This window comes from Cupriavidus cauae (assembly GCF_008632125.1).
GTDB lineage: Bacteria > Pseudomonadota > Gammaproteobacteria > Burkholderiales > Burkholderiaceae > Cupriavidus > Cupriavidus cauae.
Genome location: NZ_VWRN01000067.1, coordinates 1 through 24466 on the forward strand (window position 1 = coordinate 1; position 24466 = coordinate 24466).

General features: G+C 67.7%; 23 protein-coding genes, 1 tRNA gene and 1 pseudogene. 11 read left to right on the forward strand and 14 right to left on the reverse strand.

All coding sequences use genetic code 11. The annotated features are described in order from the left end of the window. The 4 genes and pseudogenes from F1599_RS23200 to rpoH form a co-directional block, all read right to left on the reverse strand. A pseudogene (locus F1599_RS23200) lies at positions 1–403 on the reverse strand (hypothetical protein); the annotation flags it as partial. Positions 404–455: 52 nt separating this feature from the next. Then, positions 456–1190, reverse strand: coding sequence for an aspartate/glutamate racemase family protein (locus F1599_RS23205; protein ID WP_150084678.1), 735 nt, complete (start codon positions 1188–1190; stop codon positions 456–458). Between the two features lie 93 nt (positions 1191–1283). After that, positions 1284–2789 (reverse strand): NCS1 family nucleobase:cation symporter-1, encoded by a 1506-nt coding sequence (locus tag F1599_RS23210; RefSeq protein WP_150084679.1) that lies wholly within the window; start codon positions 2787–2789, stop codon positions 1284–1286. A gap of 592 nt (positions 2790–3381) precedes the next feature. Then, complete coding sequence (rpoH, locus tag F1599_RS23215) at positions 3382–4278, reverse strand: RNA polymerase sigma factor RpoH (protein ID WP_023263656.1); 897 nt, start codon at positions 4276–4278, stop codon at positions 3382–3384. Between the two features lie 381 nt (positions 4279–4659). Between rpoH and F1599_RS23220 the strand changes: the two genes are divergently transcribed. Further along, a complete protein-coding gene (locus F1599_RS23220; protein ID WP_149320095.1) occupies positions 4660–5535 on the forward strand; it encodes a pirin family protein in 876 nt (291 codons plus the stop codon). A 78-nt stretch (positions 5536–5613) separates the two neighbouring features. Here F1599_RS23220 and ybiB read toward each other — a convergent pair whose 3' ends face one another. From ybiB to F1599_RS23235, 3 genes are all read right to left on the reverse strand, one after another. Then, positions 5614–6630 (reverse strand): DNA-binding protein YbiB, encoded by a 1017-nt coding sequence (gene ybiB, locus F1599_RS23225; protein ID WP_149320096.1) that lies wholly within the window; start codon positions 6628–6630, stop codon positions 5614–5616. A 183-nt stretch (positions 6631–6813) separates the two neighbouring features. Beyond that, positions 6814–8133 (reverse strand): CmpA/NrtA family ABC transporter substrate-binding protein, encoded by a 1320-nt coding sequence (locus tag F1599_RS23230; protein WP_150084680.1) that lies wholly within the window; start codon positions 8131–8133, stop codon positions 6814–6816. 33 nt (positions 8134–8166) lie between these two features. Next, positions 8167–8865, reverse strand: a complete 699-nt coding sequence (locus F1599_RS23235; protein ID WP_223819843.1) for an ANTAR domain-containing response regulator — start codon at positions 8863–8865, stop codon at positions 8167–8169. 304 nt (positions 8866–9169) lie between these two features. Between F1599_RS23235 and F1599_RS23240 the strand changes: the two genes are divergently transcribed. Beyond that, entirely contained in the window at positions 9170–9874 is a 705-nt protein-coding gene (locus F1599_RS23240) for a fumarylacetoacetate hydrolase family protein (RefSeq protein ID WP_150084682.1), read from the forward strand. Between the two features lie 4 nt (positions 9875–9878). Further along, positions 9879–10526 (forward strand): maleylacetoacetate isomerase, encoded by a 648-nt coding sequence (maiA, locus tag F1599_RS23245; RefSeq protein WP_149320100.1) that lies wholly within the window; start codon positions 9879–9881, stop codon positions 10524–10526. Positions 10527–10620: 94 nt separating this feature from the next. Here maiA and ftsY read toward each other — a convergent pair whose 3' ends face one another. Further along, on the reverse strand, positions 10621–11889 hold the full coding sequence (ftsY, locus tag F1599_RS23250) for a signal recognition particle-docking protein FtsY (protein ID WP_223819848.1): 1269 nt from the start codon (positions 11887–11889) through the stop codon (positions 10621–10623). On the opposite strand from ftsY, the gene F1599_RS26375 reads away from it, so the two are divergent. The 8 genes from F1599_RS26375 (at position 11807) to F1599_RS23285 (ending at position 20217) form a co-directional block, all read left to right on the forward strand. Next, positions 11807–12115, forward strand: a complete 309-nt coding sequence (locus tag F1599_RS26375; RefSeq protein WP_187829325.1) for a hypothetical protein — start codon at positions 11807–11809, stop codon at positions 12113–12115. The two genes, ftsY and F1599_RS26375, sit on opposite strands and share 83 nt — an antisense overlap. 188 nt (positions 12116–12303) lie before the next feature. Next, positions 12304–13689 (forward strand): M16 family metallopeptidase, encoded by a 1386-nt coding sequence (locus F1599_RS23255; RefSeq protein WP_150084683.1) that lies wholly within the window; start codon positions 12304–12306, stop codon positions 13687–13689. 18 nt (positions 13690–13707) lie between these two features. Beyond that, positions 13708–15093: a M16 family metallopeptidase gene (locus tag F1599_RS23260; RefSeq protein WP_149320102.1), complete on the forward strand. Its 1386-nt coding sequence runs from the start codon at positions 13708–13710 to the stop codon at positions 15091–15093. A 152-nt stretch (positions 15094–15245) separates the two neighbouring features. Next, a complete protein-coding gene (rsmD, locus tag F1599_RS23265; RefSeq protein WP_223819844.1) occupies positions 15246–15905 on the forward strand; it encodes a 16S rRNA (guanine(966)-N(2))-methyltransferase RsmD in 660 nt (219 codons plus the stop codon). A 210-nt stretch (positions 15906–16115) separates the two neighbouring features. Beyond that, on the forward strand, positions 16116–16601 hold the full coding sequence (gene coaD, locus F1599_RS23270; RefSeq protein ID WP_150084684.1) for a pantetheine-phosphate adenylyltransferase: 486 nt from the start codon (positions 16116–16118) through the stop codon (positions 16599–16601). A gap of 195 nt (positions 16602–16796) precedes the next feature. Next, positions 16797–17057: a YfhL family 4Fe-4S dicluster ferredoxin gene (locus tag F1599_RS23275; protein ID WP_149320103.1), complete on the forward strand. Its 261-nt coding sequence runs from the start codon at positions 16797–16799 to the stop codon at positions 17055–17057. Between the two features lie 244 nt (positions 17058–17301). Continuing rightward, a complete protein-coding gene (locus F1599_RS23280) occupies positions 17302–18519 on the forward strand; it encodes a hypothetical protein (protein ID WP_150084685.1) in 1218 nt (405 codons plus the stop codon). Between the two features lie 120 nt (positions 18520–18639). Next, entirely contained in the window at positions 18640–20217 is a 1578-nt protein-coding gene (locus F1599_RS23285) for a hypothetical protein (protein ID WP_150084686.1), read from the forward strand. 70 nt (positions 20218–20287) lie between these two features. Here F1599_RS23285 and pth read toward each other — a convergent pair whose 3' ends face one another. The 6 genes from pth to lolB form a co-directional block, all read right to left on the reverse strand. After that, positions 20288–20878, reverse strand: a complete 591-nt coding sequence (gene pth / locus F1599_RS23290; protein ID WP_150084687.1) for an aminoacyl-tRNA hydrolase — start codon at positions 20876–20878, stop codon at positions 20288–20290. A 156-nt stretch (positions 20879–21034) separates the two neighbouring features. Beyond that, the gene (locus F1599_RS23295; protein WP_053821027.1) at positions 21035–21646 is read right to left on the reverse strand and encodes a 50S ribosomal protein L25/general stress protein Ctc; all 612 of its coding nucleotides are present in this window, start codon (positions 21644–21646) and stop codon (positions 21035–21037) included. A 147-nt stretch (positions 21647–21793) separates the two neighbouring features. Beyond that, complete coding sequence (locus F1599_RS23300; protein ID WP_149320107.1) at positions 21794–22747, reverse strand: ribose-phosphate pyrophosphokinase; 954 nt, start codon at positions 22745–22747, stop codon at positions 21794–21796. A 79-nt stretch (positions 22748–22826) separates the two neighbouring features. Next, positions 22827–22903, reverse strand: a tRNA-Gln gene (locus tag F1599_RS23305). A gap of 57 nt (positions 22904–22960) precedes the next feature. Continuing rightward, on the reverse strand, positions 22961–23833 hold the full coding sequence (ispE, locus tag F1599_RS23310) for a 4-(cytidine 5'-diphospho)-2-C-methyl-D-erythritol kinase (protein WP_149320108.1): 873 nt from the start codon (positions 23831–23833) through the stop codon (positions 22961–22963). A gap of 7 nt (positions 23834–23840) precedes the next feature. Beyond that, entirely contained in the window at positions 23841–24449 is a 609-nt protein-coding gene (gene lolB / locus F1599_RS23315; protein ID WP_150084688.1) for a lipoprotein insertase outer membrane protein LolB, read from the reverse strand. Positions 24450–24466: the final 17 nt, after the last annotated feature.

The window sequence follows — 24466 nt, forward strand, 5'->3', positions numbered from 1 at the left end:
GGCCCAGCTCGACGAAGGCGCGGGTCAGCTCGGGATGGCGCTGCAGCGCCATCGACACCCCGAAGATGGTCAGCGGCAGGCCGCGCTGCTCGAACTCGCGCAGGATGCGCCAGACACCGGCGCGCGAGCCGTATTCGTAGATGCTCTCCATGCTCATGTGGCGGTCGGGGTAGGCCGCCGCGCCGACGATCTCGGAGAGGAACTGCTCGGAAGCCGCGTCGCCATGCAGCACGCAGTTCTCGCCGCCTTCCTCGTAATTGAGCACGAACTGCAGCGCCACGCGCGCGCCGCCGGGCCAGTGGGCATGCGGCGGCCGCGCGCCGTAGCCGATCAGGTCGCGGGGATAGGGTTGGCCGGCATCGGCACCGGCCGGCGAGCGGGAAGCAGTGAGCGGAGTGGACATGATCTGCGGTATGCGGAAATCGATGAAGGCGGTAAGCGATGAAGGCCGCGCCTCAATTGATCGCGAACGGTGCCAGCATGCCGGCGTAGGCCTTCGGCAAGGGCCTGGCCCAGTCGCCGCGCTTGCTGGTGCGCAGCCGGATCGCGACCAGCGACTCGACCATCTTGACCGCCGACACCACGCCGTCGATGACCGGCGCGCCGATCGCCTCGGAGATCTCCTCGCACAGGTCGGTCATGCCGGCGCAGCCGAGCACGATGCAGTCGCTGCGGTCCTGCGCCAGCGCCTGGCGGCACGACTCGGTGATGATGCGGCGCGCGTCGGAGCCCGGCCGCTCGAGCTCCAGCACCGGCAGATCGCAGGCGTGCACGTTGCGGCAGAACCGTTCCATGCCGTAGCGCTCGGCCAGATGCCACGCGATATTGCAGGTGCGTGCCAGCGTGGTGACGACGCTGAAGCTGGTGCCGATCAGGCTGGCCATGTGCATGGCGGCCTCGGCGATGCCGATCACCGGCCCGCGCGCCATCTCCCGTGCCGCGTACAGCCCCGGATCGCCGAAGCAGGCGATCACGTAGCCGTCGACGCCGTCGGCCTCGCCCAACCGGATCTCCTCGAGGATGCCCGGCACCGACAGCGCCTCGTCATAGTGGCTCTCGATGGAAGCGGGTCCCATGCGCGGGCTGACCGCAATGATGCGCGTGTCGGGCGAGGCCACGGTGCGGGCGCATTGGCCGATCTTGTCGGTCATGCTTTGCGTGGTATTGGGATTGATGATCTTCAGCTTCATGGCAAACGTCGGGTGGTCGGATCGTCGGGGTCGTCGGATCGTCGAGGTCGTGAAGTCGTCGAGGTCGTCGTGGCGTCGGGTCGTTGTGGCCGGTCAGGCGGCCGCGAAGAAATGCGGCATCATGCGGCGCGCCAGCACGCGGTACAGCACCAGCGCAATGCCCATGCCGATGAACCAGCTGTAGTTGGCCAGGCCCTGCCAGGCCGGCACCACCACGCACAGGATCGGGATGATGGCGGCCGGGATCATGGTGGCGATCGCCACCGGGTTGTAGCCGCGGGTGTACCAGTACTTGCCCTGCGGGCGCATCGTGTACAAGTCGTCGACGTCGACCTGCTGGCGGCGCACCAGGTAGTAGTCGGAGATCAGGATGCCGAACAGCGGCCCGATGAAGGCGCCCAGCACGTCCAGCGTGTAGTGGATGACCTGCGGGTTGTTGTACAGATTCCAGGGCGTGATGAAGATCGAGCCGACCGCGGCGATCATGCCGCCGGTGCGCCAGCTGATGTGCCTGGGCGAGACGTTGGAGAAGTCGAACGCCGGCGAGACGAAGTTGGCGACGATGTTGATGCCAATGGTGGCGGTCATGAAGGTCAGCGCGCCCAGCACCATCGCGAAGGTGCTGTCGATATGGCTGACGGTCTCGACCGGATCGGTGATCAGCTTGCCGAACACCGGCAGCGTGGCCGAGGTGGTGATCACGGTCAGCAGGGAGAAGCCGAGGAAGTTGATCGGCAGCCCCCAGAAGTTGCCCTTGCGGACCGCGCCGAAGTTCTTCGCGTAGCGGGAGAAGTCACCGAAATTCAGCATCGGGCCGGAGAAGTACGAGACCACCAGCGCGATCGCGGTCAGCATCACCGGCACCGCTTCCCAGCCGCTGTACTTGACGAAGCTCAGCGTGAAGCTGACGTTGCTCCAGCCTGCCTTGTTCACCAGCCAGATCGCCAGCAGGATCATCACCACATAGACCGCGGGGCCGGCCCAGTCGATGAACTTCCGGATGGTTTCCATGCCGGTCCAGAACACCAGGGCCTGCAGCACCCACAGCGTCATGAACGCGGCCCAGCCCAGGGTCGACAGCCCGGCGAAGCCATGCAGCTTGACGTCGGCATAGGGTGCCAGCGACGGGAAGAAATGCAGCGCCAGGATCAGGAAGGCCGAGGAGGCCAGATAGGTCTGGATGCCGTACCACGCCACCGCGATCAGGCCGCGGATCACCGCCGGGATATTGGCGCCGAGCACGCCGAACGAGGCCCGGCAGATCACCGGATACGGCGTGCCGGTGACCTGGCTGGGCTTGGCCACCAGGTTGCAGAAGAACTGCACGATGACGATGCCGACCAGCAGCGCGACCAGCACCTGCCAGCTTGTCAGGCCCAAGGCGAACAGGCTGCCGGCGGTGATATAGCCGCCGACGCTGTGCACGTCCGACATCCAGAAGGCGAAGATGTTGTAGGTGCTCCAGGTCTGCTTCTTCAGCGGCGCCAGGTCTTCGTTGGTCAGGCGCTCGTCGTACGACGGCTTGATCAGCGCGTTGCCATGGTGGACGGACGCGCTGTCCTGCAGCTCGGCGGCGGCAGGCGCGGTGGTGTGCATCATGCTTGTCTCCTCAAGGCGATGCCATGCGGTGGCCGGCGCGCGGGCGCGCCGGGCGGGCGGTGTGGATCGAATGGATCGGGAATCCGCTCTCGGGATTTGTTTGTAGACAAGATTGTCTACAAAATCGTTTGTAGTTGTGTACGGATTTGTAGATCACGCCTTGGTGATTGTCAACATCATGGCGGGCGGATGCGGGCAAACCCCGAGGAGGGGGAGGCGCGTGGGGGAGGGGCGGGGAGGGGCGGGGAGGCGCAGGTGGCGTTGGCGGCCTCGGGAGCGGTGGCAGGAGGCGCCGTCAGGAGGCGGTGGGGGCGCGAGGCGGCGTCGGAAGGCGGCGTCGGAAGGCGGTGGCGGAAAGGGGTGGCGAGAGGCGGCGTCGGAAGGCGGTGGCCGAAAGGGGGGGCGAGGGGCGGTGGCGAGGGGCGGTGGCGAGGGGCGATGGCGAGGGGCGATGGCGAGGGGCGATGGCGAGGGGCGGTGCGGGAGGCAAAGGAAAAGGGCCGGGTCCTTGCGGAACCCGGCCCTTCACGCCGCCGTCCCCGCGTATGCGGGGGCCCGGCGGCTTACGGCTTGCTGCTTGCCTCGGCGTCCATCACGCGAAGGCCTGCAGCGCGCCCTTCATCTTCTTCATCGCGGCGGACTCGATCTGGCGGATCCGCTCGGCCGAGACGCCGAACTCGTCGGCCAGCTCATGCAGCGTGGCGCCGCCCGAGCCGTCGTCGTTGACCTGCAGCCAGCGCGCCTCGATGATGCGGCGGCTGCGCGGGTCCAGCTTGGTCAGCGCCTGCTCCAGGCCTTCCACCTGCATCCGGTCCTGGCGCTTGGCCTCGAGCACGCGGGTCGGCTCGTTGTGGTTGTCGGCCAGGTAGGCGATCGGAGCGAACTCCTCCTCGCCGTCGTCGACCTGGCCTTCCAGCGCCAGATCGCCGCCCGACAGACGGGTTTCCATCTCCATCACTTCTTCCGGCTTGACGTTCAGCTCGCGCGCGACCGCGTCGATCTCGTCCGGCGTGAAGGTATGGGCGCCTTGCTTGTGGCTGCGCAGGTTGAAGAACAGCTTGCGCTGGGCCTTGGTCGTCGCGACCTTGACCATGCGCCAGTTGCGCAGCACGTACTCGTGGATCTCCGCCTTGATCCAGTGGATCGCGTACGACACCAGGCGCACGCCCTGGTCCGGGTCGAAGCGCTTGACGGCCTTCATCAGGCCGATATTGCCTTCCTGGATCAGGTCCGCGTGCGGCAGGCCGTAGCCCAGGTACTGGCGCGCGATCGATACGACCAGGCGCAGGTGCGACATCACCAGCCGGCGGGCGGCCTCGACCGAGTCGTGGTCGCGCAGCTCGCGCGCGAGCCGCTGCTCCTCCTCGGCGGTGAGCATCGGAATACGGTGGACAGCCTGGATATAGCTGTCGAGATTGCCCAGCCCGGCGGGCAGGGTCAGGGCCATGCTGTTGGCGCGCTGGGGCACCATCGGCAGGGTGTTGTTCATGGTGATCGAATCGGCAGACAGGACTGCGTTCACTCAGGGCTCCTTTCGCATCCGGCGGGCGGCGTGCCCGCGTGTCGGAAGCATCAACGGCGTCGTCGCCGGCGCTTCCCACACTGCAATGCAACGCATATTAGCACTCCAGCCGGGTGAGTGCTAATTGGAGTCCGGTCCGCCGTGATAGTTCCAGAGTATCGGAGAAAATATTCCATAGCGGTTTAGGCTCGCCGGAAGGCCTCCTGCGTAACGTCGGCGGGCGCGGACATGAGTTCGTTAGAGCGTCGGCTCCGCTGCCGGTTCTGCTGCAGGGTCCATGCCATGGAGCCGCAGGGGCTACACTTGCCAGCACTGCCTCGATCCGCCCACGTCCCTGGAGTGTCAGCCATGTCCGCCATTGAACATTTGTTGAAACCGCATGTAAGAGATATCGGCGACTTCTCGGTGCGGCGTGTGCTGCCCTCCGCCGCCGCCCAGACCGTGGGGCCGTTCATCTTCTTCGACCATATGGGTCCGGTCGAGCTGCCGCCGGGGCACGGTATGGATGTGCGCCCTCATCCGCATATTGGCCTTGCCACCGTGACCTATCTGTTCGAAGGCGAAATCGTCCATCGCGACAGCGTCGGCAGCGAACAGACGATCCGGCCTGGCGACGTCAACTGGATGACCGCCGGCAGCGGCATCGTCCATTCGGAGCGCTCGCCCCAGGCCGCCCGGGACGCCGGCCCGCGCCTGCACGGCATCCAGACCTGGGTCGCGCTGCCGCGCGAGCATGAGACCGTCGCGCCGTCGTTCTTCCACCATCCGGCGGCGACGCTGCCGCAACTGGTCCATGGCGGCGCCCGCATCACGGTGATCGCCGGCGATGCCTTCGGCGCGCGCTCGCCGGTGCAGGTGTTCAGCCGCACGCTCTATGCGGCGCTGGAACTGGACGCCGGCGCCAGCCTGGCGATTCCGCCCGAGCACGAACAGCGCGGCCTGTATCTGGTCGACGGCGCCGCCGCGATCGACGGCACCGCGCTGCCGGCCGAGCATCTGGCAGTGCTGACGCCGGGCGCCGAGGCCACGGTCACCGCGCTGGAGCCGTCGCGGCTGATGCTGCTCGGCGGCGAACCGGTGGACGGCCGGCGGCATATCTTCTGGAATTTCGTCGCCAGCAGCCGCGAGGCGATCGAGGAAGCGGCGCGGCGCTGGGAGAACGACGAATTCCCGCACGTGCCGGGCGAGACCGAACGGATTCCGCTGCCGCCGCGGCGGGTTTGAAAGGCGGGCGTCGTGGTTTGCGCCCTTCTCCCGCGGGCGAGAGAGGGGCGGGGAGAGGGGGGAGTGGGAAAGGCCTTGCTACAGCGGGCTGACCCAGCTGACCCGCGCGCTCTCCCGCAGGCAGCCGCGGATCGTCTCGATCTGCGTCGCGATCGGCGCCGGCACCGGCACGGCGCCGGACAGCACCTGGCGGATCCACGCCGCCGTCAGCGCCACGTCCGTGCCCGGCGGCAGCGCCGGCACGTCGGCGACCGAGCCCGACATCGGATCGACCAGCGTGCGCTGATGGCCGTCGTGCAGCCAGTCGATACGGCTGCCGCGGCGGGCGTCGGCCACCACCTCGCCCTCGGTGCCGCGCGCCAGCAGCACGTTGGCCGGCTCGTGCGAGAAGTAGTCCGTCAGCGTTTCGCGGTATTCCGGGTGGGTGTAGCTGTAGAGCCGCAGCGCCTCGGCCGGCGTATGCGCCCCGACCGGCTGCAGCATCTTGACGATGGTGTGCGAGGAATTGCGCAGCCCGATCACGGTGCGCTTGTCGAGCAGCGCCGACAGGGCCGGCGACAGCACGTCGATCGGCAGCACGGCCAGCGGGCCGGGATCGGCATCGCCGCCGGCACCGGGCTGCGCGAGCCGCCGCGCGGCTTCGTCCACCGTCGCGCACGGCGGGATCCCCAAGGCCTCGAACAGCATGATGCTGGTGACCCGCTGATTGAATTCGCGCGTGCCATGCACCAGCACCGGGATGCCTTCCCGTGCGAGCAGCAGCGCCAGCAGCGGCACCAGATTGGGCTGCTTGCGGGCGCCGTTGTAGCTGGGAATGACCACCACCTGGCGCTCCGGCGCCGGCAGCGGCAGGCAATGCGCGTGCGCGGCCTCCAGCATGCCGGCGAGCTCGTGCGGCGCCTCGCCCTTGATCCGGTACGCCATCAGCACGGCGCCCAGCTCGAGGTCCGAGACGCGTCCGGACAGCATCGCGTCGAACAGCAGGCGGGCATCGTCGCGCGGCAGGGCGCGCGCCCCGGCGACGCCGCGGCCGATTTCCTTGATATAGGGCGCCGCGGAAAAGGCGGGCGAGGTGTCGTGGCGGTCAGCGGGCATGTCGGTGCGCTAGGGGTAGGGCAATACGGTAAGGGCGGTGCGCCAGGGGCATTGCGCGGCCATGCGCGCACAATGCGGTAGCGGCGGTGCCGCGAGGGCGGCGTGGTCAGCGCGCTTTCGGCCGATGATAGCGCGATACGCGCAGGCGGCTGCAGGCGGCGTGCAGGCGGCGCGCGGGTGCCCTCATGCCTGGATCGCGAAGCCGTCGGCATAGGCCTTCGGGTCCCGGCTGGCGTCCCACACCACGCCGTCCATCAGCTTCGCCGTGCGGAAGTCGCTGGCGGGCAGCGGCACCTGCGCGGCCGCGGCGGCCTGCCGGTAGACATCGATCCGGTTGACCTTGCGTGCCACCGCCAGATAGTCCGGGTGTTCCTTCAGCAGCCCCCAGCGCTTGTGCTGCGTCAGGAACCACATGCCGTCGGACAGGTAGGGATAGTTCGCCTCGCCGTCCCGATGGAACTGCATCGCATGGGCGTCGTCCCAGGTCCTCCCCAGGCCGTTGGCATAGCGGCCCAGCATGCGGTCGAGGATCAGGTCCATGTCGGTGTCGACATAGGACGGCGCGGCGATGGTCTCCGCGGTCCGGCGCCGGTTCGACGCCGACGCGTCGATGAAGCGCGAGGCCTCCAGCACCGCCGCCACCATGGCCCGCGCGGTGTTCGGATACTTCTGCACGAACTCGGCGGTGGTGGCCAGCGTCTTCTCCGGATGGTCGCGCCAGATGCCCTGCGTGGTCTCGGCGGTGAAGCCGATGCGATCCGCGATCGCGCGCGCGTGCCACGGCTCGCCGGCGCAGAAGCCGTCCATATGGCCGACCCGCATAGTGGCCACCATCTGCGGTGGCGGCACGGTGATCGCGCGTGCCTCCCGCAGCGGATCGATGCCGTTGGCCGCCAGCCAGTAGTACAGCCACATCGCATGCGTGCCGGTGGGGAAGGTCTGCGCGAAGGTGTACTGGCGCGGCTCGCGCATCATGTAGGCACGCAGGCTGGCGCCGTCCCTGACGCCCTTGTGGGCCAGCTTCGCCGACAGCGAGATCGCCTGTCCGTTGTGGTTCAGGTTCATCAGCACCGCCATGTCCTTCCTCGGCCCGCCGATGCCCAGCTGCACGCCGTAGACGAGGCCGTACAGCACGTGCGCGGCATCGAGCTCGCCGTTGACCAGCTTGTCGCGCACGCCGGCCCACGAGGCCTCGCGGGTCGGCGTGATCCGGATGCCGTGCTTGCGGTCCAGCCCGAGCGCGGCGGCCATCACCACCGAGGCGCAATCGGTCAGCGGGATGAAGCCGATGCGGACCTCGGGCTTCTCGGGGGCATCCGAGCCGGCCGCCCAGGCACCGGCGCGCACCGCGGGATCGACCAGCGTCATCATGCTTGTGCCCGCAACGGTGGTCGGTGCGCGGCGACGGCGCTGGCTGGCGGGCGGCGCGTCGGCGCCGTGGCGCACGGCATCGGCGGCGAGGGCCGGGCGCCTGGGTTTGTCGGGACTGGGGCGAGAGGGCATGCAGGCTCCTGAAGAAAAGCGGCCACGGGCGTCCTAGCCCATCACGTCGATCACGCGCTGGGCGGCGTCGACCAGCTTGAGGCCGCGCTCCATCGCCATCGTGCGCAGGCGCTTGTAGGCCTCGTCCTCGCTGAGGCCGCGCGCCTGCATCAGCAGGCCCTTGGCCCGTTCGACGAGCTTGCGCTCGGTCAGCTTCAGCCGGGTCGCATCGAGCTCGGCGCGCAGCGCCTGGTCGAGCTGGAAGCGCGCGTAGGCGACGTCGAGCACGGTCTTGACGCGCTCGGCGCGCAGGCCGTCGACGATATAGGCTGTGATGCCGGCCGTCAGCGCGGACTTGATGCGCTCGGCGTCGTCGTTGTCGGTGAACAGCACGATCGGGCGCGGCGCATGCTGGGTCGATACGCAGACGTGCTCGACCGTATCGCGCGCGGCCGACTCCGACGCGATGATGATCAGGTCCGGCTGCCGCGTGGCGATGGCGTCGGGCAGTGCCAGGTCCGCGTCCACCGTCTCGACCTCGCTGAAGCCGGCCGCCGCCAGCCCCGCGCGGATCGTGTCGACGTTCAGCGGATCCGCGTCGAGCGGGTCGCGCACCAGCAGGATGCGCAGCGGCCGCCCGGCCGTAGTGGGCACGGCCGCTGCCGAGGCCGGCGGTGCGGCCGAAGGAGCAGCCGATGATGCGGCCGACGATACGGAACGCACGGGCGGGGGAGGGGACGGGCGGCGATTCATGGTTCGGTCAGGCGGTGGCCGACGTTCGGTGGCCGGCTGGTTCGCCGGCTTTCTGTGGCCGGCTCGGCGGCCGATGTCTGCTCCTTGCTTCATGCAAGAATCACGCCGGGTTTTGGGGCGTAGCCTTGCCCCGCGATGGGGCGGCCGGTGTATGCTGATGCCCTGCCGCGAGGCCCAGGGCGCCCCCGACGCGACCCGCAGGCCTTGGCCGCGCACCCTCGCGGGCAGGTCCCGCGCCGCGCTCGCCGCGCCGACCGGACCGCCCTCCGAAACCCATTCCAGAATCCATCCAGTGGAGAGATGCATGACCGAGGAGTTCGTATTCCAACCCCCCGCGCCCACCGGCGTGCCGGTGCGCGGCAGCAGCGCGCGTTTCCCGGTGCGGCGGGTCTACTGCGTCGGGCGCAACTACGCCGCCCACGCGCGCGAGATGGGATCGGACCCGGACCGCGAACCGCCGTTCTTCTTCTGCAAGCCCAGCGATGCGGTCAGCCCGGTGGCCGACGGCGCCGAGGGCACGTTCCCGTATCCGCCGGGCTCGAACAACGTCCACTATGAAGTCGAGCTGGTGGTCGCGATCGGCAAGGGCGGCCGCGACATCCCGGTCGAGCAGGCCGCCTCGCACGTGTTCGGCTATGCGGTGGGCCTGGACATGACGCGCCGCGACCTGCAGAACGAATCGAAGAAGACCGGCCGCCCCTGGGAGACCGGCAAGGCGTTCGACCATTCGGCGCCGATCGGCCCGATCGTGCCGGTGCAGGCCATCGGCCATCCCGAGCGCGGCGCGGTGACGTTGGCAGTCAACGGCGCGGAGAAGCAGCGCGGCGACCTGTCGGACCTGATCTGGTCGGTGCCGGAGATGGTGTCGTATCTGTCGAAGCTGTTCGAGCTGCAGCCGGGCGACCTGATCTATAGCGGCACCCCCGAGGGCGTGGGCCCGGTGGTCAAGGGCGATCGCATGCAATGCGCGATCGAAGGCGTCGGCGAACTGTCGGTCAAGGTGGTCTGAAGCAATGCTCAAGCTCTACAGCTATTTCCGCAGTTCGGCGGCGTTCCGCGTGCGCATCGCGCTGGCGCTCAAGGGCCTGCCCTTCGAATACGTGCCGGTGCATCTGCTCAAGGATGGCGGCCAGCAGCTGAGCGAGCAGTACCGCGCGCTGAACGCCAATGCGCTGGTGCCGACGCTGCTCGACGACGACCACGCGCTGTCGCAGTCGATGGCGATCGTCGAATATCTCGACGAGACCCATCCCGAGCCGGCGCTGCTGCCCGGCACGGCGCTGGACCGCGCCTACGTGCGCGCGCTGGCGCAGTCGATCGCCTGCGAGATCCACCCGCTGAACAACCTGCGCGTGCTCAAGTACCTGAAGCACACGCTCGGCGTCAGCGAGGAAGCCAAGGACGCCTGGTATCGCCACTGGATCGAGATCGGCTTCGACGGCCTCGAGGCCACGTTGACGCGCGAGGGCAAGGCCGGCCGCTTCTGCTTCGGCGATACGCCGACGCTGGCCGATATCTGCCTGGTGCCGCAGGTCTTCAACGCGCAGCGATTCCAGGTCGGTCTGGAACCCTATCCGACCATCGTGCGGATCTTCGACGCCTGCATGGAGCTGCCGGCGTTCCAGCAGGCAGCGCCGAAGGCGCAGCCAGACGCGGAGTAGCCGACGCCAGCAAGCGAAGGGCCGTCAATGAAGAACGGGCGCCGCTGTTTCCCAGCGGCGCCCGTTTTTATTTGCCGTCGCGCTCGACGCGCGATCAATCGCCGAGCAGGGCCCGCGCGAACTCGTCGGCCTTGAACGGCTGCAGGTCCTCGACCTTTTCGCCGACGCCGATGAAGTAGACCGGCACCGGACGCTGGCGCGCGATCGCGGCCAGGATGCCGCCCTTGGCGGTGCCGTCGAGCTTGGTCACGATCAGGCCGGTCAGCTGCAGCGCATCGTCGAAGGCCTTCACCTGCGCCAGCGCGTTCTGGCCGGTGTTGGCATCGATCACCAGCAGCGCTTCGTGCGGCGCGGTGGGCATCGCCTTGCCGATCACGCGCTTGACCTTCTTCAGCTCTTCCATCAGATGCAGCTGCGTCGGCAGGCGGCCGGCGGTGTCGGCCATCACGATATCGACGCGGCGCGCGCGGGCCGCATTGACGGCGTCGAAGATCACCGCGGCCGGGTCGCCGCTCTCCTGCGAGACCACGGTGACGTTGTTGCGCTCGCCCCAGATCGTCAGCTGCTCGCGCGCCGCCGCGCGGAACGTGTCGCCCGCGGCCAGCAGCACCGACTGGCCGTAGTGCTGGAAGTGCTTGCACAGCTTGCCGATGCTGGTCGTCTTGCCGGCGCCGTTGACGCCCGCGATCATCATCACCATCGGCTGCTCGCGGCCGAGCTCCATGGTCTTTTCGAGCGGACGCAGCAGTTCGGTCAGCAGATCGCGCAGCGCGACCCGCACGCCCTCGGCGGTGTCGATGCGCTCGCTCTTGATGCGGCGGCGCAGTTCGCCGAGCAGGTATTCGGTGGCCTCGACGCCGGCATCGGCCATCAGGAGCGCCGTCTCCAATTCCTCGAACAGCGCCTCGTCGACCTTGACGCCGACGAACAGCGTGCTGATGCCGCGGCTGGTCTTCGACAGGCCGGTGCGCAGCCGCTGCATCCAGCCGCGCTTGGCTTCCTCGCTCGGCGGCGGCACCGGGACCAGCACCATCTCGCCGTCATCGTCGCCATCGTCGCTCTCCGTGGCGACGGGCACGGGCACGGACAGCGGCGCGGCCTGGGGCTGCGTGGCGGGGACGGGCTCGGGCGCGAGGTTGCGTGCCGGTTGTGGTGTCGGCTGCGGTGCCGCCTGTGGTGCGGCCTGTGGTTGGGGCCGTGGTTCGGGTTGTGGCTCGGGCTCAGGCTCTCGCTGCGGCTCCGCCTGCGGAGCGGCTTCCGCCGCCGGCCGCGAGGAACGCGTGAACCAGGACAGTGGAGACAGTCGGGACGGTGCGGGCTTGGCTTCGGCGGCCGCCGGGGTGGTCTCGATCGTCGTGCCGATCGATGCGGACGGGGCCGCCGTTTCCGGCTGCGGCGGTGCGGCGCTGACCGGCGGCGCTTCGGCGGCCGGTGCCTGCGCCGCCGGGGCCGATGGTGCCTCGGTCGGCGCCTCGGTGGGCGCGCCGGTGGGCTCGGCCTTGCGCTTCTTCCAGAAACTAAACATTGGGAAAGGGGTCCATACCCCGGTAGAATCAATCGGCAAAATTCTAGCAGACGGGGTCGCATGAACCATCGCGCAGGGTCGACCGCGGCGTCGACGTGGCAGGGCGCAATGCCCGCCCATCAGCATGTCACCAGAGGCGCCGATCGGCGCCGGCATTCCGCTTCGCCATCCTCTCCGCCATCGTGGCGGCCTGATTCCCGGTCCCTTCCGGCCCGTCTGGCCTCGCTTGCGCTGCTCGCCGCTGCCGCCTGGATGCCGCTTGCACATGCGCAGGGCGTGGCGGTCGATGCGCCGCCAGCCCCCGGCGCGGCGGTACAGGCGGCGGTGCCCGACGGCGGCACCACGGAATTCAAGCTCGCCAACGGCATGCGCGTGATCGTCAAGGAAGACCACCGCGCGCCCACGGTCGCCCATCAGGTCTGGTATCGCGTCGGCGGCATCGACGAGGTCAGCGGCACCACGGGCGTCGCCCACATGCTCGAACACATGATGTTCAAGGGCACGCCCAAGGTCGGACCGGGCGAGTTCTCGCGGCAGATCGCCGCGCTCGGCGGCCGCGAGAACGCAATGACCAACCGCGACTTCACCATGTACTTCCAGCAGATCGCCAAGCAGCATCTGCCGCGGATGATGGAGCTCGAAGCGGACCGCATGGCGAACCTGGTGATCCGCGCCGAGGACTTCGAACGCGAGATGAAGGTCGTGATGGAAGAGCGCCGGCTGCGCACCGACGACTCGCCGCGCGGCACCGTCTACGAACAGCTGCTGGCCACGGTCTACACCAGCGCGGGTTATCGCCATCCGGTGATCGGCTGGATGAACGATCTGGTCAATATGCGCGTCGACGATGTCAGCGCCTGGTATCGCGAGTGGTACGTGCCCAACAACGCGATCCTGGTGGTCGCGGGCGACGTCAATCCGGCCGAGGTGCGCGCGCTGGCCGAGCGCACCTACGGCAGGCTCAAGCCGCGTGCGCTGCCGGTACGCAAGCCGCAGATCGAGCCGCCGCAGAAGGGCGTCAAGCGGATCTGGGTCAAGGCCCCCGCGGAGAATCCCTATCTGGTGCTGGCCTACAAGGTGCCGCGCCTGCGCGACGTCGAGAAGGACATCGATCCGTATGCGCTCGAGGTGCTGGCCGCCGTGCTCAACGGCTACGACAATGCGCGGCTGACGCGCGATCTGGTTCGCACGCAGCGGCTGGCAGACGATGTCAATGTCGGCTACGACGGCATCAATCGCGGCGAGTCGCTGTTCGTGCTCGACGGCACGCCCGCCAACGGCCATACCACCGACGAGATCGAGCGCGCCCTGCGGCAGCAGATCGAGCGGATCGCGCGCGAGGGCGTGTCCGACGAAGAGCTGCGGCGCGTCAAGGCGCAGGTCGTGGCCGGCCAGATCTACAAGCGCGATTCGGTGTTCGGGCAGGGCATGGAGATCGGCGTCGCGGAGATCGCCGGCATCTCGTGGCAGCAGCTGGACCGCATTCTCGAGCGGATCAAGCAGGTCACGCCGGAGCAGGTCAAGACGGTGGCGGGCAAGTACTTCAGCGAGGACAACCTGACCGTGGCAACGCTGCTGCCGCAGCCGATCGATCCCAACCAGCCCAAGCCCCAGGCCCCGTCCGGCCTGCGCCACTGAGGACCGCCGATGTTCGCCATGGATTCGCTCTCGTTTTCCCGTCCCTCGGCACGGCTGCGCCGGGCACTGGCGGTGGCCGCCGGCCTGCTGGCCGGCCTGGGCGCCGCCACCGCGCAGGCCGCCATTCCGATCGAACACTGGACCGCGTCGACCGGCGCCCGCGTCTATTTCGTGCGCAGCCCGTCGATTCCGATGCTCGACATCAATGTCGATTTCGACGCCGGCAGCCGCTATGACCCGCCGGGCAAGGCCGGGCTCGCAACGCTGACGGCCGCGCTGCTCGACAAGGGCACCGGCGCGGTGGAAGGCCAGCCGGCGCGCGACGAGGCGCAGATCGCCGACGCCTTCGCCGATACCGGTGCCAGCTTCGGCGGCGCGGCCGGCGGCGACCGCGGCGGCATCGGCCTGCGGACGCTGACCTCGAACCCCGAACTGACGCAGTCGGTGACGCTGGCCGCGCAGCTGATCAAGGCGCCGACCTTCCCCGAGGCCGTGGTCGCCCGCGAGAAGGAGCGGATGATCGCTGCCATCCGCGAGGGCGATACGCGTCCGGGCGTGATCGCCGACAAGCTGCTGTCCAAGGCCATCTACCCGAACCATCCCTACGGCATGTCGGCGACCGCGGAGTCGGTCGCCTCGGTCACGCGCGCCGACCTGGAGCGCTTCTGGCGCGCCAATTACGCGGCCTCGCGCGCGGTGGTCACGCTGATCGGCGCGATCGACCGCCGCCAGGCCGAGCAGATCGCCGAGCTGCTGACGCGCGGGCTGCCCAACGGCGCCGCACCGCCGGCGATGCCGCCGGTCAAGATGGACATCGGCGCCAGCGTGCAGCGCGTTCCGCATCCGGCCCAGCAGGCCACCGTGGTGCTGGGCCAGCCCGCCATCGCGCGCGGCGATCCCGACTATTTCGCGCTGCTGGTCGGCAACTATGTGCTCGGCGGCGGCGGCTTCAGCTCCCGGCTGACCGAGGAGGTGCGCGAGAAGCGCGGGCTGACCTACGGCGTCGACAGCTATTTCGCCCCGTCCAAGCAGCCGGGACCGTTCGGCATCGGCCTGCAGACCAGCAAGGCGCAGACCGACGAGGCGCTCGCGCTGGTGCGGCAGGTGCTCAAGCGCTTCGTCGAGGAAGGGCCGACCGAGGCCGAGCTGAAGGCGGCCAAGGACAATCTGATCAACGGCTTCCCGCTGCGGATCGACAGCAACCGCAAGCTGCTGACCAATGTCGCCAATATCGGCTGGTACGGCCTGCCGCTGGACTACCTCGATACCTGGACCGCGCAGATCGCCAAGGTCGATCGCCAGCACGTCAGGCAGGCCTTCCAGCGCCATGTGCGCCCCGACGCGATGGCGACTGTAATCGTCGGCGGGCCTGCCGGCGGCGCGCCGACGGCGGCCGCCCGCTGAGCCTGGGGCCGGCCAAGCCCGGCGGTGCATCGCGCGAGCGCCGATTCGTCGCCCCTTCGTGGGCTGGACTCGGTGCGCTGGCGCGCATAGCGTTCCGGCGCCGCCTGCGCGCCGGCGCCAGCCGCCCGCCCGCCAGGCTCTACAATCACGGAATGAGTCCGCGTTCCCCCTCTCCGCAGCCCGCCGCCAGCGGGCGCACCCAGACCGCCCCCCGTGGGCGCGTTCCCTCGTTCTCCTCCCGTCAGACCCCGGCGCAGGTGCGCATCATCGGGGGCCGCTGGAAGCGCACCCCGCTGCCGGTGCTCGATGCGGAAGGCCTGCGGCCTACGCCGGACCGCGTCCGCGAGACGCTGTTCAACTGGCTGGGCCAGGACCTCAGCGGCCAGCGCTGCCTGGATCTGTTCGCCGGCTCGGGCGCGCTGGGCTTCGAGGCCGCCTCGCGCGGCGCCGCCCATGTGGCGATGGTCGAGGCCAATCCGCGCGTGGTGCGTCAGCTGCGCGAGAACCAGGACCGGCTCGGCGCCGAGCAGATCCAGATCCTCCAGGGTGATGCCTTCGCCATCGCGGCGCAGATGCCGGCCGCCAGCTTCGATGTGGTCTTTCTCGATCCGCCGTTCGCAGAAGACTGGATCGGACCGGCGCTGGCCCATGCCGAGCGGCTGACCCATGCGGCGGGGCTGGTCTATGTCGAATCGGAAAGCCCCCTGAACGGCGCCGATGCGCCGGTGCCCGCATCGCTGGAAATCGTGCGCCACGCGCGTGCCGGCGCAGTCCATTTCCACCTGCTGCGCCATCGCGGCGCGGCCGACTGAATCCGGCCGCTGGCGCTTCGCGCGCCGGTGCGCGATGATCGCCCAGGGCCCTCGCGCCCGCTCCGCGCGGCGGCTTTCAAGCCGCGCATTTAGGGGTACACTACGCCGCTGTCGCCAACGCTCGCCTGGCGGCATCGGCGCAAGCCGGCTGCAAAGCCGGTGCCGGTGCGGCTTGCCGGTTCACGGCAGCGGGCAGAACAAGGAGGAAGCATGGTCGTCGCGGTCTATCCCGGCACGTTCGATCCATTGACCCGGGGACACGAGGATCTGGTGCGCAGGGCGTCCAATATCTTCGATGAGCTGGTGGTCGGAGTCGCCCATAGTCCCAACAAGCGCCCCTTCTTTTCGCTGGAGGAGCGCATCGGCATCGCCAAGGAAGTGCTGGGCCACTATCCGAACGTGCGCGTCGACGGCTTTTCCGGCCTGCTGAAGGACTTCGTGCGCAAGAACAATGCGCGCGTGATCGTGCGCGGCCTGCGCGCCGTGTCGGACTTCGAGTACGAGTTCCAGATGGCCGGCATGAACCGCTATCTGCTGCCGGACGTCGAAACGATGTTCCTGACCCCGTCCGACCAATACCAGTTCATCTCCGGCACCTTCGTGCGCGAGATCGCGGTGCTGGGCGGCGACGTCAGCAAGTTCGTTTTCCCCTCCGTCGAGCGCTGGCTCAAGGAAAAGATCGGCAAGGCCGACTGAGCCCTCGATCGGCCGCCGCCTGCCGTCCGCCGTCCGCCGCCGCGGGTCGGGGCCAAGGCCAGGGCCAGCTCGGCGGGCCGGCCCGAAAACGCCTAGAATACGGGGTTCGGAAACCGTCAGGACGCGGCCAGTCGGGCGCGGGCGGACTCCGGCGGCGTATCGCGCGGCGATGGCCGGATAGCAGAAGGAACCACCATGGCGCTGATCATCACCGACGATTGCATCAATTGCGACGTTTGTGAGCCCGAGTGCCCGAACGAAGCCATTTCGATGGGGCCGGAAATCTACGAGATCGACCCCAACAAATGCACCGAATGCGTCGGCCACTTCGACGAGCCGCAATGCCAGCAGGTGTGCCCGGTCGCGTGCATTCCGCGCGACCCGAACCGGGTCGAGACCCATGAGGTGCTGATGCAGCGCTACCGGCTGCTGACCGCCGCCAAGCACGCCGCCTGAGGCGGCCCCGCCACCCCGCGGCTCTACAGCCGCCTGCATCGAACGCCGCAGCAAGAAACCCCGCATCGACGATGGCGGGGTTTTTTTATGTCATTGGCTGCCGCTGCGGGTCGTCTATCCCGCACCTGGATACATCTTCGTAACAATCGCTATCAAAAGTTGTCCGTCTGCGGTTCATTGTTAAGCGTTGGCACTCGCCGCCGTGCAACCGTGCGTGGCATCCCCCACAGCTCGGGAGAGCGCCATGCCGCAAGTCCGCACCGAGGGTTACCCGATCCCGGCATTGCCGGGTACCAGCACCTGTGAGACCGCGCCGTTCCGCCGGTGCGAGGGCCGTCTTCACTTCGATGGCACCGCCTTTGCCATGCGCGACGGTTCGCACGGCGTCATGGCCGCACTGGCGCGAATGTTTTCGCGGACCAGCGTTCCCAGAGACACGCCGGAAGCCGAGAACGGGCACCTTGCCTGCTTGCCCAAAATGGCGACCGACAAGATTGTCGCCTGCCTCGGCGATCCCTTCGAACGAGCGACGCTTGCCATGACGTGTCGCCTCCTGCATCGGCAGCTCAAGCCATATTGGTCCGAGTTCCAGCTGTTTCGCGATCTGATTGCAAGCAGGAAGAGCCTGGGCTTCCGGTCGCAGCCGTCATGCATGACCGACGTGGCGCTCCTGCTCAATCTACTGACCGGCGACCGTTGGACGAGCTGGCGCGCAAGAACCGTATTCGTGGAGACGTTCAAGAGGCTGGGCAGGATGTACCCGCGAATACCGGAGCGCGTCTTTCGCGAGGTATGGCCATTGTTCAGGGCGCTCACCCGAAACGCGAAGCAAGTCGTGCTACAGGAGGTGTTTCATCTCGCCATGGAGCGTTGCCCAGGTTGGGCCGTGATGGTGCTGACCGAATTTGCACGCCGCACGATTTATCAGGATGACATGGACGCCGATTTCCACGACAAGCTGCTTCGCTTCGCGGTACCGCTTCTGCATGACCCTATTATCGGGAAAGAAGCGGCGCTGCTGGTCGGCGCCATTGCACAGCGGCTGCACGACGCTACGCGGGTGCGGGACGAAAGGAGGTGGAAAACCATACTGCGGCTGGTTCCATCCTCGACGCCGGTGGATTCGGCCGCCGTGCTTGGGTTGGCCAGGACTGCCCTCCTCATTCAATGCCGTTGGGAAAACGAGGGCCAGTGCGGCAGCGGCTTTGCAGCCGTATCGCTGATGCAGAGCCGGTTCAAGGAGTTTCCGTCGGACGCTGCGATCGATGCGTTCGCGGCGTGCATTTCCACCTCGGACGAGCCGGACTCCGAAGAGCGCCACATCGTCCAAGACAGGGATCGTTTGCGGAATGCCAAAGACTGTGCCCGCAGACAACGCTGCCAGCATGAGATCCAAGCGGCCAGGTACGCGCGTCGCGCTGGTCCCTTGTGCGAAACCGCAGGAGGCGGTGCCCAGCGATGACGATGTCTTGCCGTGGGATGCTCAAAAAACCCCGGAGAAAATCGGCGAAAAGAATCGAAGACGGATCCAGGGGGCTGTAGTGGATCGAGGCACCGGCCAAGGCAGAGGAGGGGACGCTCGATGAGCGAGGGATGCGGTCACATTTCATGTGCAAGCCGGATCGTCGAACGGACAGACGCGCTGCCTCAGGCCCGGCATGTCGCCCTTGCGAATTCGGTCTTGTACTTCGGATGGAGCGGCATTGCGCTATATAAGGCCGGCGCTTTTGCCGAGGCCATCGTCGCCTTCTTCCGCGCCAATCCCTCGTCGTCTGTCTTGACCGCACGATTCAGCACCGATGGTCCGAGGCATGCGATTTCGCAAGCGGCAATGGGATTAAGCACCGCGGCCTCCATTGTGGAAATCGTGATCACGACAGTCGTGTTCGGCAGGCACCTGCGCGCGCGTTTTCGAATCGCACGGCAGCTTGTCGCAACCGGTGAATTGCGCGCGATCTTTATTGAGCGAATCGCCCACCAAAAGCGGGCGGCGAGAATATCGAAGGCGATGGCGGTGACGGCCGCAAGCCGTGGAGCGGTTGCCGCCTGTCCGCCCGACGGCAGCACGTCGGTCCAGCCATGTCCAACCAGCGTCCGAGCCGACGGGGGCGCCATGGCGGTGTTGGCAACCGGCTATCTGCACTATCAAACCGCGCAGATGGACCGCCGGGAAGCCACCGATACCTTGAAGCACTCCTTCGTCATGTTCACGCGCGACGGCGTCTTGCAGGCCGCGGGGGTCGGCTGCAACCTGGCGCTGCTCTGGGACAGCCTGAAGGTAAGTGAGCTACTGCACCTGGCGACAGTGCCGATCCATGCCACGGCGACTGCCATCTGCGGCTTTGCCTTCAGTCTGGGCTGCGGCGCGCTTCATGTCATCGCCGGTGCAGTGCGATGGCGCGACGGACTCAAGAAGCAGGCGGCAGCGAGCGAAGTGCTGAACGCGATAAGGCGCGCCAAAAGAACCGTCAAGGAAGCAAAGGAGAGTCAGCAAGCCGAACTGGTCGACGCCGCGACGGTTGCCGAGTCCTTGCTCTCGCATGCCAAGCGCAACGAACGGCGTGCCGAGGATGACGCCAGGCACCAGATCCGCCTGGGCAAATGGCGGATGATCTATGGCGGGGCGGCGATGGCAGTCGGTGGGATTTCGCTGGCGCTTTTTCTTGTCGCGGGTGGAGTGTCGACCGGTGGCATCCTCTTCGGCATCGTCGGTGGCCTGGTATTGGCGGGCTGGACCCTCTATGCGGGATATCGCCATCGTCACGCTGCGAGTTCCATTCAGGCCGCGATCGACAAGGGCAACAATGTCGTCACGGCGGGGACGGGCACGCGGCCGGAGAAGGCGTTGGATGAACAGCCGGACACGCAGCCGCTGTCGCTTGATGACGCCATCGAGCAGGCGATTCTCCTGCTCGACAGGACGCGCAATCCCCATCCGGATGCGCGCAGGTTGATCAAGCAAACGTTGAAGGAGTTGGGCGTGAGCCCCGGGGATCTTTGGCCGCTGCGGTACTGCTCATCGGATCCCGCCGCCAGGGACCCTGTCATCGAGGAACTGAAAATAAGGATCCACAACGTCGTGGACGGCGATGGTGCTCGGTGCGCCGCCGAAAAAAGGTTGGCGCCCGATCGGGAAGCCAAGCCTGTGGCGGTATCGTGAACCGCCTGCGAACCACAATGGCAACTCGCACTGACTCACCGCAGGCGTCGGCGGGCGGCCACTCAAGCCGTCATTTGGCCGAATGCAACTGCATCATCGCGCGTTCGGCCTCGCCCTTGGCGAGCAGCGACACGGGCGCAATACTGCGGTCGATTGCCTCGTCGATCGCCTGCTGCTCCTCGCGGCGCGGGGGCTTGAGCACGAAGTTGACGACGTCCTCGCGATCGCCCGCACCGCCGGCGTTGCGCGGATGCCCCACGCCGATGCGCAGGCGCCAGTAATCCGGCGTCGACAGATGCGCGGAGATGTCCTTCAGGCCGTTGTGCCCGCCCGAGCCACCGCCGCGCTTGAGCTTGACCGCGCCGGCCGGCAAATCCATCTCGTCGTGCGCGACCAGGATCTCGTCGGGTAGGATCTTGTAGAAGCGAGCGAGCGACACCACGGCCAGGCCGGAGCGGTTCATGAAGGTCGACGGCTTCAGCAGCCAGATATCCTGATCCCACAGGCGCGCGCGCGCCGCCAGCCCATGGAAGCGGCCTTCCACGCGTGGCGTGGCACCGCCGATGCGGGCCAGCTGGTCGATCAGCCAGAAGCCGGCATTGTGCCGGGTGGCTTCGTATTCCGCCCCGGGATTACCGAGGCCGACGATGAGCTTGATCATGGTGCAAACGGGTTCGGTGACGGACACGCACGGCATCCGGGACGCGGCGCAGCAGGAAAGCATACGCGAAAAAAAACCGCCGGACGAACCGGCGGTCTTTGTGGCGGCGCCTGTCGATACGACAGTGCCGCCGGGTCAGCCGAGGGCTGGCGCCGATCAGGCAGCCGGCGTCTCGCCTTCGCCTTCGCTGGCCGCTTCCGACACGCCGCCGGCCGGCAGGGCGATGCTCGCCACGGCGGGGTTGTCGTCGCCGTGCGTGATCGGGGTCACGCCCTTCGGCAGCTTCAGGTCCGACAGGTGAACGGTCTGGCCCAGTTCGACGGCGCCCATGTCCACTTCGATGAATTCCGGCAGGTCGCCCGGCAGGCACGACACTTCCAGTTCATTCAGGATGTGGTTGATGATGCCGTGGCCCAGCTTCACGCCAGGAGCGGTTTCCTGGTTCATGAAGTGCAGCGGCACCTTGACGTGGATCTTCTCGGTGGCCGACACGCGCTGGAAGTCGACGTGCAGCACCAGCGGCTTGAACGGGTGCATCTGGAAGGCGCGCAGCAGGGCCTTCTCGGTCGTGCCGCCCACTTCCAGGTCGAGGATCGACGAGTGGAAGGCTTCCTTCTTCAGCGCGTGGAACAGCGCGTTGTGATCGAGCTCGATCATCTTCGGTTCGGCGGTGCCGCCGTAGATGATGCCGGGGGTCTTGCCGGCGTTGCGCAGGCGGCGGCTCGCACCCGTTCCCTGTACGCTACGCTCGAAAGCGATGACTTTCATTGTGGACTCCAAAAAGTAAGAGGGCTGCCCGCGACCAGACAGCCCGATGAACCGGCGCCAGGTACGGTGACCGGGCGCCTCTGCGTCGCATCGCCGCTTGCGGACAAGCCGGCGGACGCGACAAAGCCTTGAATTCTAACAGGAAGCTCAGGAATCGGCGAACAGCGACATGATCGAGTCGCCCTTGACGATCCGGGTGAACGTCTCGGCCAGCAGCGAGGCGGTCGACAGCTGGCGGATCTTGCCGGTCTGGCGGGCGTCGTCGCGCAGCGGAATGGTGTCGCAGACGACCACTTCGTCCAGCGCCGAGTCCGCGATGCGGGCGGCCGCGCCGCCGGACAGCACCGGGTGGGTACAGTAGGCGAACACCTTCTGTGCCCCGCGTTCCTTCAGCACCTGGGCCGCCTTACACAGCGTGCCGCCGGTGTCGATCATGTCGTCCATGATCACGCAGTTGCGGCCGTCGACCTCACCGATGATGTTCATCACCTCGGCCACATTGGCCTTGGGACGGCGCTTGTCGATGATGGCCAGGTCGCAGTTCAGCTGCTTGGCCAGTGCGCGGGCGCGCACCACGCCGCCCACGTCGGGCGAGACCACCAGCAGATCGCCGTAGTTCTTTTCGCGCAGATCGCCCAGCAGCACCGGCGAGGCGTAGATGTTGTCGACCGGGATATCGAAGAAACCCTGGATCTGGTCGGCGTGCAGGTCCATCGTCAGCACGCGCTCGACACCGGCCACTTCCAGCATGTTGGCAACCACCTTGGCCGAGATCGCGACGCGCGCCGAGCGCGGGCGGCGGTCCTGGCGGGCATAGCCGAAGTAGGGCATGGCGGCAGTGATGCTGCGTGCCGAGGCGCGCTTGAGCGCGTCGACCATCACCATCAGTTCCATCAGGTTGTCGTTGGTCGGCTGGCAGGTGGACTGCAGCACGATCACGTGCTTGCCGCGGACATTTTCCTGAATTTCGACCTGGACTTCGCCATCGGAGAATCGGCCCACCAGCGCCTTGCCCAACGGAATGCCGAGGTGCTGCACGACAGCCTCCGCGAGTTTGGGGTTGGCGTTGCCGGTGAATACCATCAAGCCGTCGCTACTCATGAGGGGCACCTGTCTTGCTGCTGGGGGAGGGTCGCCGGCGCTGCCGGCGACAGATTCTGCAGATCTGCGAGGAATGTAATGGCAGGGGAGGAAGGATTCGAACCCTCGAATGCCGGAATCAAAATCCGGTGCCTTAACCGACTTGGCGACTCCCCTACACAACCGGGACCGTTCTTCGTTGCGCCGACTGCCACAACGCCGAACGAAAACTTGCTATGCGAACGCTGCGAGCGGATGGCGCGACAAACTTCTCACGCATCTGCCATCCCATTCGGATGGCAACCGGTCGAGCACCTGTTGCGCAGTTTGCTCGTCACGATAACGTGCAAACACACAGGCACCGGAACCGGTCATCCTCGCCTCCGGACTGAATTGTTTCAGCCAGGCAAGGGCTCGGGCAACTTCGCCGAACTTCGCTGTCGCTATCGCTTCCAGATCGTTGCGACCGAAACCGAATTTGTTTGTGCAAGCAGCGAAGTCCGCAATTATGGAGATGGGCGTATCCCTTGTCAAGCGTTCGTCGGAAAAAATTGCTGCGGTCGGCACATGCTGGCGTGGATGGATGACCACGAACCAGCTGTCCGGCAGGTCGACGGCGGTCAGCTCCTCGCCGATCCCCTGCGCGAAGGCGTTCTGGCCGAACACGAAGAAGGGCACGTCGGCGCCCAGGCCCAGGCCGATCCGCATCAATTGCTCGCGCCCCAGGCCCAGGCCCCACAGCCGGTTCAGCGCCAGCAGCGTGGTGGCGGCGTCCGAGGAGCCGCCGCCGATGCCGCCGCCCATCGGCAGCGCCTTGTCCAGCGCGATCTCGACGCCGTACCGGGTTCCCGTGGCGGTCTGCAGCGCCCTGGCCGCGCGCACCACCAGGTCGCTGTCGGCCGGCACGCCGGGTACGTCGGTCACGCGCAGTACCGCGCCGTCGTCGCGGCGTTCGAAATGCAGCGTGTCGCTCCAGTCGATCAGCTGGAACACCGTCTGCAGCGTGTGATAGCCGTCGGGGCGACGCCCGGTCACATGCAGGAACAGGTTCAGCTTGGCCGGGGCGGGGCAGTCGCGCAGTTGCGCGGGGGGCAAGGGGGCCGACATCGGGCGATCAATGCGAAGCCGGGGCGTCGATCACCAGCTTGACCGACATCGGTCCGCCGGCGCCGTCGCGCGCCAGGTCGATCCGGCGCGGCAGCGTTTCGGCGCCGTCCGGCGCGGCCTGCCAGGCCGCGTAGCGCACGGTCCAGCCGTTCTGCGACAGCGTCTCGAGCCGGCCCTGGGCGTCGCGCGTGGCGCTGGCCGGGGCACCGGGTGCCGGCCGGGCACGCAGCCAGTCGCGCATGCCGGCCACCGGCAGCGCGAAGCCGAGGCTCTGCTCGAGCAGCGCATCGACCTGGGGCGCGTTGCGCGGCGGTTCGTTGGGCAGGTCGAGCGTCGCGCCCGAGGGCGTCGCCGTGACCACCGCCAGCGTCTGGCCCAGCGGCGAAATCAGGTCCAGCCGCACGTTCTCGCCCTGCTCGCGCCAGTGGAAGCTGCCCTGCACGCCTTCGTCGCGCCCATAGCGGACGTAGTTGGCGGCAAAGCGGCCGGTCAATTCGCTGGCGCGGGCGCCGGCGGCGGCATCGAACTGGCGCGACGGCGTGACGCTGGCACAGGCGGCGAGCCACAGCGGCGCGGACAGGCAAAGCAGGGTCAGGGTACGGCGGGATCGGTCCATGCGGAAAACGCAGATCG

Bases quoted from the DNA above. Each gene is read 5' to 3' on its own strand.
- F1599_RS23205 (WP_150084678.1), bottom strand. From the start codon at position 1,190: ATGAAGCTGAAGATCATCAATCCCAATACCACGCAAAGCATGACCGAC.
- F1599_RS23210 (WP_150084679.1), bottom strand. From the start codon at position 2,789: ATGATGCACACCACCGCGCCTGCCGCCGCCGAGCTGCAGGACAGCGCG.
- rpoH (WP_023263656.1), bottom strand. From the start codon at position 4,278: ATGAACAACACCCTGCCGATGGTGCCCCAGCGCGCCAACAGCATGGCC.
- F1599_RS23220 (WP_149320095.1), top strand. From the start codon at position 4,660: ATGTCCGCCATTGAACATTTGTTGAAACCGCATGTAAGAGATATCGGC.
- ybiB (WP_149320096.1), bottom strand. From the start codon at position 6,630: ATGCCCGCTGACCGCCACGACACCTCGCCCGCCTTTTCCGCGGCGCCC.
- F1599_RS23230 (WP_150084680.1), bottom strand. From the start codon at position 8,133: ATGCCCTCTCGCCCCAGTCCCGACAAACCCAGGCGCCCGGCCCTCGCC.
- F1599_RS23235 (WP_223819843.1), bottom strand. From the start codon at position 8,865: ATGAATCGCCGCCCGTCCCCTCCCCCGCCCGTGCGTTCCGTATCGTCG.
- F1599_RS23240 (WP_150084682.1), top strand. From the start codon at position 9,170: ATGACCGAGGAGTTCGTATTCCAACCCCCCGCGCCCACCGGCGTGCCG.
- maiA (WP_149320100.1), top strand. From the start codon at position 9,879: ATGCTCAAGCTCTACAGCTATTTCCGCAGTTCGGCGGCGTTCCGCGTG.
- F1599_RS23255 (WP_150084683.1), top strand. From the start codon at position 12,304: ATGCCGCTTGCACATGCGCAGGGCGTGGCGGTCGATGCGCCGCCAGCC.
- F1599_RS23260 (WP_149320102.1), top strand. From the start codon at position 13,708: ATGGATTCGCTCTCGTTTTCCCGTCCCTCGGCACGGCTGCGCCGGGCA.
- rsmD (WP_223819844.1), top strand. From the start codon at position 15,246: ATGAGTCCGCGTTCCCCCTCTCCGCAGCCCGCCGCCAGCGGGCGCACC.
- coaD (WP_150084684.1), top strand. From the start codon at position 16,116: ATGGTCGTCGCGGTCTATCCCGGCACGTTCGATCCATTGACCCGGGGA.
- F1599_RS23275 (WP_149320103.1), top strand. From the start codon at position 16,797: ATGGCGCTGATCATCACCGACGATTGCATCAATTGCGACGTTTGTGAG.
- F1599_RS23280 (WP_150084685.1), top strand. From the start codon at position 17,302: ATGCCGCAAGTCCGCACCGAGGGTTACCCGATCCCGGCATTGCCGGGT.
- F1599_RS23285 (WP_150084686.1), top strand. From the start codon at position 18,640: ATGAGCGAGGGATGCGGTCACATTTCATGTGCAAGCCGGATCGTCGAA.
- pth (WP_150084687.1), bottom strand. From the start codon at position 20,878: ATGATCAAGCTCATCGTCGGCCTCGGTAATCCCGGGGCGGAATACGAA.
- F1599_RS23295 (WP_053821027.1), bottom strand. From the start codon at position 21,646: ATGAAAGTCATCGCTTTCGAGCGTAGCGTACAGGGAACGGGTGCGAGC.
- F1599_RS23300 (WP_149320107.1), bottom strand. From the start codon at position 22,747: ATGAGTAGCGACGGCTTGATGGTATTCACCGGCAACGCCAACCCCAAA.
- ispE (WP_149320108.1), bottom strand. From the start codon at position 23,833: ATGTCGGCCCCCTTGCCCCCCGCGCAACTGCGCGACTGCCCCGCCCCG.
- lolB (WP_150084688.1), bottom strand. From the start codon at position 24,449: ATGGACCGATCCCGCCGTACCCTGACCCTGCTTTGCCTGTCCGCGCCG.